6 protein-coding genes and 1 pseudogene are annotated in these 7,480 nt (G+C 52.9%); 3 read left to right on the top strand and 4 right to left on the bottom strand.

Features of this window, described 5'->3' with window-relative positions; translation table 11 throughout:
* A pseudogene (locus H5T67_11580) lies at positions 1–470 on the bottom strand (transposase).
* Positions 471–636: 166 nt separating this feature from the next.
* On the opposite strand from H5T67_11580, the gene H5T67_11575 reads away from it, so the two are divergent.
* The 3 genes from H5T67_11575 (at position 637) to H5T67_11565 (ending at position 4,728) form a co-directional block, all read left to right on the top strand.
* Positions 637–912 carry a hypothetical protein gene (locus H5T67_11575; protein ID MBC7245947.1) on the top strand — a complete coding sequence of 92 codons (276 nt, stop codon included), beginning with the start codon at positions 637–639 and terminating at the stop codon, positions 910–912.
* A gap of 34 nt (positions 913–946) precedes the next feature.
* Positions 947–2,101 carry an MFS transporter gene (locus H5T67_11570; GenBank protein ID MBC7245946.1) on the top strand — a complete coding sequence of 385 codons (1,155 nt, stop codon included), beginning with the start codon at positions 947–949 and terminating at the stop codon, positions 2,099–2,101.
* A 1,055-nt stretch (positions 2,102–3,156) separates the two neighbouring features.
* A complete protein-coding gene (locus H5T67_11565) occupies positions 3,157–4,728 on the top strand; it encodes a M1 family metallopeptidase (GenBank protein MBC7245945.1) in 1,572 nt (523 codons plus the stop codon).
* Here H5T67_11565 and H5T67_11560 read toward each other — a convergent pair.
* The 3 genes from H5T67_11560 to H5T67_11550 form a co-directional block, all read right to left on the bottom strand.
* Complete coding sequence (locus H5T67_11560; protein ID MBC7245944.1) at positions 4,720–5,331, bottom strand: VOC family protein; 612 nt, start codon at positions 5,329–5,331, stop codon at positions 4,720–4,722. The genes H5T67_11565 and H5T67_11560 overlap by 9 nt on opposite strands.
* 468 nt (positions 5,332–5,799) lie before the next feature.
* Positions 5,800–6,750 carry a GNAT family N-acetyltransferase gene (locus H5T67_11555; GenBank protein ID MBC7245943.1) on the bottom strand — a complete coding sequence of 317 codons (951 nt, stop codon included), beginning with the start codon at positions 6,748–6,750 and terminating at the stop codon, positions 5,800–5,802.
* A complete protein-coding gene (locus H5T67_11550) occupies positions 6,743–7,393 on the bottom strand; it encodes an HAD family phosphatase (protein MBC7245942.1) in 651 nt (216 codons plus the stop codon). Before H5T67_11550 ends, H5T67_11555 begins: the two co-directional genes overlap by 8 nt.
* Positions 7,394–7,480 lie beyond the last annotated feature (87 nt).

Here is a 7,480-nt window from a genome sequence, read left to right as displayed (position 1 = left end):
ATTCCGGCTCAAAACCCCTCTGCTTCGCCGTCTTCAGCATCGCTTGAAAGTGTTCGTTCTTGCTCTGCCCGCCTTGCGGCTGGTCGTAAACCCGAAAGTCGCAAGGGATGAGCGCTTTCCCGTCCGTCCAAAGCAGAGTCAAAAGAGCGATGCCTTTGACGACCCTTAGGTGTTCGCCACTCCAGTGATAGGTCACCAGTTCCATCTTCTTGGCATAGGGCTTGTCCAAGGTGGTGTCGTCCAAGACCAAAAGCCCCCCTCTTTTTGTCTACGAACGCCTTCGCTTCCTGCCACAACGTCTCTGTGTCTAAAGGCTGTCTTGAAAGCAGTCGGGTAAAGGCATCGTGAGCGGGGGCTTTTTGCCCTGCGGGCTGGCATCTCGCCGCTTCCGTGCAGGTGAAGATCTTCTGGGCAGCGATGAGGAAGTGGATGTAGTCCAAGTCATCGCCTTTGGGTGGGTTCATCTTCATCGCCTCCTCTTGACAGGCTGCGTCTTTATATTAGTATTGTGTTGCAAGAAGGGGTTCGCAGTCAACTGCGTAACTCCTAACCTTTAACGTTTCCGAATACATTGGTGCGCTTGGGAATGGGCAGTTACCCGTTGCTCTATCGCTGGAACTATCGGAGCGTATGCAAATGGCCGGATGGCTCTATTGGAGGGTTTACGAGACGAGGTTCAAGAAAAGTGCTTTTCGGGAAAGGTTTGGCAAAGAATTTGATCAAGTCTATGGCGGGTACATCCGACTCATGCCCCTCATGGGGCTGTTGAGGGATTCAGAAGATGAGGTTGTGCTCACCGATCGTGGAGCGTATTGGTTGCATGTACTGCAAGATCTGTTCTCGCTTGACTATGTCGGCAAACTGTGGGGCCAATCGGAGCATGTTCCTTGGCCTGCCAAAGTGGTTCTGTAAGAATTTGGCATCGTAAGTGCCAAAGGGTGGCTTCATGAAAATCCCGCGCCATCGCGTTGTCCTGGCCTTTCTGCTGTTCAACTTAATGGCGGGCATCCTCTTCGTCGGTGGGGCATTGTTGGTCTCGTTCATGCGCTCTTTTGGCACCACCCCTGCTCAATTGGGCGTGGTACTGAGTGCAGGGTGGGCGGCCAGTGTCCTAGGCGCCTTGGTGGGCGGGTATTTGACCGACAGCATTGGCTCGCGTCGTTCCATTCTGCTCTTTGTCATCTTGGTCACTATCTTTTTGCTGGGTCAGGCCTTGTCTCGCCACTGGTTACAGGCTGGAGCCTGTTACGTCTTAGGGATGGGCGCACAGGCCGCTATTTCCCCAGCAGGGATGGCACTGCTGAAAAGAGCGGTGGGCGACGAAATGAGCAGTTCCTTGGGTTTCCTGAACACAGCTTTCTGTGCTGCTGCCGTGCCCGGGGCAGCGATAACAGCATGGGTGGTGGGAAAGTGGGGCTGGCCGCTTTTGTTCATGGGCAAATGCGGTCTTTATCTGGTCTCCTTGCTTATTCTTTTCCTGATGTTACCAGAAGTGCAGGCTGGGAGCCATGTGCCAGAGGAAAAAGTGCATTGGCGGGATGCCCTACGCCACCCGGCACTACTGTGGATCTGTGCCAGCGTCTTTGTGCTGCCTCTGGGGGCTTACTGTGGCAGTTACTATCCTTACTATGTTCAGGAGCATTTTGGAACAGAGGTACAGAAGTTGGCTTGGTTCGACTCCATCTACAACGCCATGTGGCTGCTTTCCAACTGGCCTGCCGGGATGCTTGCCGACCGCGCTGGAGCTGGCTATATCGCAATGGCAGGCTACACATTGATGGGACTGGCTTGGCTTCTTTTCCCCTTTGTCTCTTCGCTTTTCTTCCTCTATTTATTCTACGCTATGTACTGCTTGGGCAACTCGATGGGGTTTTATGCCACTGTCTTTGCCCAGGATGTAGTTCCCATGCAGGTCAAAGGACGGGCAGTCGGGCTGTTCAATGCTGCGATGCATCTGGGAAGTGCTATGGGAGATGGAGTAGGAGGCTTGCTGTGGCAGGGATTGGGGGCACGTTTCTCCTTTGCTCTGGGTGCTGGAGCTAACTTTCTGAGCAGTTTTTTGCTCGTGATCGCAAGAAGCAGAAAGCGGAGAACAGCATGAGACAGCGCATACTCCAGTTGGCATGCCCTTTTGCTTGACATAAGGGTTGCTATATAGTAGGAAGGAAGTGGTGTTGCGCTGCATATCTCAAAACCCCCGAGGAGCTATCTAAAGAGGCACAGGATCACCGTGGCAAGACCACCGTAGCCGAGCGGTTGTTTTTCTTGTATTTTCACGAGACCTATCACGTGGGTCAGACCGAGTTGCTAAGGCAACTGGCGGGGACGAACGACAAGGTAATATAAACGCGTCCTCGGACTTTTCGCCCTGTTGCCTCTCACATAGAGACACTTTCGTAGTTGTTTCAATTCCCCGGCGTGCTCAGAATGCGGGGATTCGTTGCGGAAGTAATTCAGGATTTGCCCATACCGGTTCAGCGCCACGCCAGCAACGACAAGTTCAGTATAAAGTAAGACCCACTGAAAATAGAATCCCGCTCCTCCAGATGTCTAGCTGCCATGGGCGGAGTTCTTTTGCCAATCCCATGTAGTGAAAGGCTAGCGAAAACCCGATCAGGGAATCAACGCTTACATGAACCGACGAAAATATCAAGGGCTTGAGCAGCAGCAAGGGCAGAGTGAAAACGGGCAAGAAATAAGGGGCTAGGGAGATCAGCGCATTACGCCTACTAGGTATGTAGCCTACTACACCTGATGCTGTTGAATCTTCTGCACCTACCACGAACGCTTTTACATTGCGTAGGAGCAGCGTACTGAATAGGCATGCCCCAGTTCGTGTTCAAAAACTTTGATAAAGGCAATCCTATCCCGTAGTATTAATGGGTAGAGCACCAGGTGGCATAGGAACCCGTAAAAAACCATTCTGAAGCAAAAACTGCGCGTTGGCAGCAAAGAACGAGCGGGCTTCATCTGCCAAAACGTATATCGCCGGTGCTAACAAGAGCAGTATGCCAAGCCTGAATAGCCTTCTTACCATTTGTTTTCCCTGGTGATGAGGTGCGGATACAGCGGTGAAATTATTGTACCACGAGGAGCAAGCACAAGCAAGGGCGCAGTGTCCAGGCTCCAGTTTGCTTGACGATGCCCTACGCGCGATTGCGCGAAGGCAAAGGTCTGTGTATAATCTCGCCTGTGTTGATGATGAAGAAACAATGGAAGCCTCTGTGTTCGTTCGTTTGCTTCGCGGTGCTTTTCCTGGCATCAAGTTGCCAAAGGCTGTCGGTTTTCGTTCGTCCTACCCCGACTCCTTTTTCTACGGCCACGCCTGTGCTCTCTCCAGCCTGGCTGGATGTGGATGCGTATCGAGCGGCAATGTTGCCTACCACTGCAGACGATGTGACATTGATCGAATCCCCCACCTTCTACTACATCCGTGCGCAGGTAGACTGGGTTGGTGAGGAGCCACAGGTTTCTGTTTTTCAAGTTACGCATTACACAAACAGGACGGGCGAACCTCTGGATAGGCTTTACTTCCGCCTATGGCCTAACAAGCCAAGTTACGGTAGCATGCTGACCTTCCAGCGGGTGATGGTGCAAGGGGATGAACCTGAACTCGAATACAAGGCAGACAATACTGCGGTGGGTGTAATCTTGCCCCATCCTTTGCAGCCCAGCCAGTCCATAGAGGTGCACATGGAGTACCAAGTCACCGTGCCGGTTGGGAATGCACGCGGTTACGGCACGTTTAATTACCAAGATGGCGTTCTTCTCTTGTCCAATTTCTATGCCATGGTAGCCGTTTACGAACCGACAGGGTGGAACCTATCGCTGGCACCGGATTATGGCGACCCGGTGTACGCTGAGACAAGTTTCTTCACGATGGAACTGACTGTGCCGCAGGGCATGGTGGTCGTCACTTCGGGCTCCACAACCGAAAAGCGCGATAACGGCGACGGTACGACAACCTGGACCTGCCTCAGTGGCCCGATGCGTGATTTCATGGTGGTGGCAAGTGATCGCTTTGAGTCTTCCTCTTGTGCTGTAGGCTACATTCGCCTGAACTCGTATTACTTGCCAGAGCACAAAGAGGCGGGAGAAGAGATACTGGAGTATGCCCGCAATGGCCTGCGTGCCTATCAGCAGAGTTTTGGCCCCTATCCTTTTGCCGAATTCGATGTCGTGGAGGCGCCCATCTATGCCGGCGGGATGGAGTATCCAGGTCTGATCATGATTGGACAGCAATACTATGACCAAGGCGGCGAGTACTTCGAGTTCATTCTCGCGCACGAAGTGGCGCATCAGTGGTGGTACAGCGTGGTAGGGAATGACCAGGTAAACGTGCCATGGCTGGACGAAAGCTTGACCAATTTTTCTACCGTCTACTACTACGAGCATGCCTACGACCGCACTCGAGCGGATTTGGCCTTTCAGAATTTCATCGCTCGTCGCTATGAGCAGATCAAGGGAACGAGTCAGGACCTGCCAGTTGACCAGCCGGTGTTTGCCTTCGATCCTCAGGAGTACAGTCTTATCGTCTATGGCAAGGGGGCAGTATTCTTCTACGAATTGCGCAAAGCATTGGGTGATGGGGTATTCCTGGATGTCCTGCGCACCTACTATCAAGACCGCAAGTACAAGCTGGCTACGCCGGATGATTTTCTGCGCGTGGCGGAGCAAGTTTCTGGCCAGGAACTGGACGATTTCTATGCCCGCTGGATTTTAGAGTGAGAGACTTCTCTTCCCTAACCTTTTCTCCAAGTGTGCAACAGCGGTCAAGACGCCAGCAGGAGGACGGAATGCCTGACCAAAGGCATGCCAGGTGATAAACTCGATGATTACACCGGCTTCGTCTACTGTGTCCATGTAGGCAAAGTCCACTTTCACCGGGCCTATGCTGAGTTGACCCCTCACCCATAGTGGGTAACCGGCTTGAACGAGTTCCGCCGCCCATTTGTCCACATCCCGCACCAGAAAACCCAAGTGCTGTACTGTAACCCTTCCTTGAGGGTCCAGACTTTGCTGGTAGAAATCCGAGCCTGATGTCGGCTCCAGCAATTCCAATTCCAGTCCTTGGTAATAGCCTAGCCCCATTTTCCCTCGGACGCTCAGTTTCTGCCCCCGTTCATGCCAATATACAGGTGCTCCTGTGGCAATGAAAAACGGCCCAATGCCGTGCGCTTCCAGGTTGCTGGCGCTGTCCTCCACATTAGGAACGACCAGACCAAGTTGATAGATCGCGTGCAGTCCATAGCGCTCCTTGAACTCACGAGCCAGGCTATTTGCTGCTGTAGCAAAATTTTCACTGTGCAACAGATCTTCGAGCAATACCATACGCTCACCTCACTGTGCGCATTCACACTAATCCTGACCGAGTCTTATCTCGAGTGTTCCTTGAGCCCACTGATGCAGCATTATGGATGAAAACGGCACGTCCAACAAATGCTATTAGCGGCAGAAACCTTTTGACAAGCAATACTTTCCCTACTATACTGCTTGTTACATCCAGTGCACGGAAGGAGGCCCGATGAGGGGATTGAAAGCGGTGAAATGTCCTGACCATCGCAGGTATAGAGGCGGGGGATAGGTTGCCCCGGTTCAAAAGCGCTGCTGATCAGGACAAGGGGTACGGCAGGACTGACCTCGCGTGGTTTTGTTGGTGTAGCAGTAGGGACCGGGCTAGGGCCACAGGCACCTAGCACCAAAGCAAACAAGGTGATGTACAAGAGCGGAGAAAGCCATCTCTTCCTTATCTCTCACCTCCTCTATTTCTCGATAAGCGCAGACCCATGTGCGCATGGCTCAGACTAACTCCTTACGATAAGTAGTGCTACGCGATACCTCGACAAATCCGACTGATTCATAAAGCCGCATGGCTTGGTTGGGGTTATCCGCATCCACACCAAGGGCAGCAGCGCTATACCCCTCTTCGCGGATGCGGTGCATACCAGCCAGCAGAAGCGCGCGCCCAATGCCACGCCTGCGGTATGCAGGGCGCACAGCTAGGTCGTCAATCATGGGTGGATTCTTCTGTGGAACATCGGGTTCTGCCTGAGGAAAAAGAACGAGGCAGAGCCCCACGATTCTTCCAGATGCATCCACTGCCAGCAGATTGTTTTGTGCGCAGAAATTCAGTGAATTCTGCCAATGTCTGACATGGTCCAAGGTAACTGGGAAGTATCCCCAGTGGTCGGCAAAGCCGTCATTGTACGCGGCGACAAACTCTTCCGCGTCCTGGTCGACGATATAGGTGCGCATGGAGATGCCCTCTGGGAAAACAGGCTCCGGGAGGCGCGCTAAATCATGGCATTCCATGTAGAAGAAGTAGCGCACGGGTTGTAACCCCAGGGAGAGCGCCAATTCCTTAGCTCCTGCCACCTGATGACGCACGTTCATGTCCAGAAACAGTGGCTTATCCCGTTTGAAGGTTCTAGCGCGCCTTTCAGCGTTTTGCATTAAGGCGGTTCCGATACCCTGCCGCCGCCATCGTGGGTGCACAATGCCGTTGACGTGCATGCAGTCAAGGGAATTTTCTGGCCTAAGGGAGATTCTCACGTAGCCTACGAGTCGTCCCTCTATCTCGGCCAGGAAGAGATTCTCAGTTGGATTGATGCCTGGCTCTGCTAACTGATGCGCCAGTGTATAGGCAGTGGTGGCATAGCCAGCATGGTCTACCTTATCGGCGTCATTGATCAGTTGGGTCAGCGCCCATAGGTCATCGGGGCGATAATTACGAATCGTCCACTCAGCCATTGCCCTTGTCCTTACAGCATGCTTTGGCCTCCACCGTTTGAAGGAGGTCTTCTAATTCTTTTAACGCAGCGTCGCGTGTCGTGAATTGGATAGCGTGCATGCCCAACGCTGCTGCTGCTTCCACATTCTCCCGTATATCGTCAATGAACACTGCTTCCTGTGGGGCAACCTGCAACTGGTTCAGTGTGAAGCGGTAGATGGCCGGGTCTGGCTTCATCATCTTCACCAATGCGGAGATGACGATTACGTCAAAGCAATCCGCGATATGCCACTCGTTGTGAATCATCGCTTCCAGCCGGGCGGGAGCGTTGCTGAGCAAAGCGGTCTTGTAACGTCCGCGCATACTTCGGATGTAGTTGACCAGCTCCATATCCAACACATCGCCAGCGAACATCTCGCGACGGAACTCGGCTATTTCCTCATTGTTAAGTCCTAATTGCGGCGCAATGCGCTGCCAGCGTTCTTCGGGAGTAATGATGCCTAGTTGAACCAAGCGGTCTTCCTCACTCTCGAAAACGAGCTTGTAGAGTTGTTCCAAGGACAGACCGAGCTTGGCAGCCAATCGCTGGCGAGGCTCTAATGATTCGGTGCGAAGCAGCACCCCTCCCATGTCAAAGATGAGCGCTTTGATGGATTGTGTCAATTGCGATAATCCTCCTTGTGCAGGCATGTTGTCATCAGCATAGTGCGGCCTCCAAATCGTGCTGCATAATTCACTATACCAGAGGCA

The sequence above is a fragment of the Chloroflexota bacterium genome, assembly GCA_014360905.1.
Taxonomy (GTDB): domain Bacteria; phylum Chloroflexota; class Anaerolineae; order UBA2200; family UBA2200; genus JACIWX01.
The sequence above is the reverse complement of the archived record's forward strand: the minus strand, read 5'-3'. Positions and strand labels throughout refer to the sequence as shown.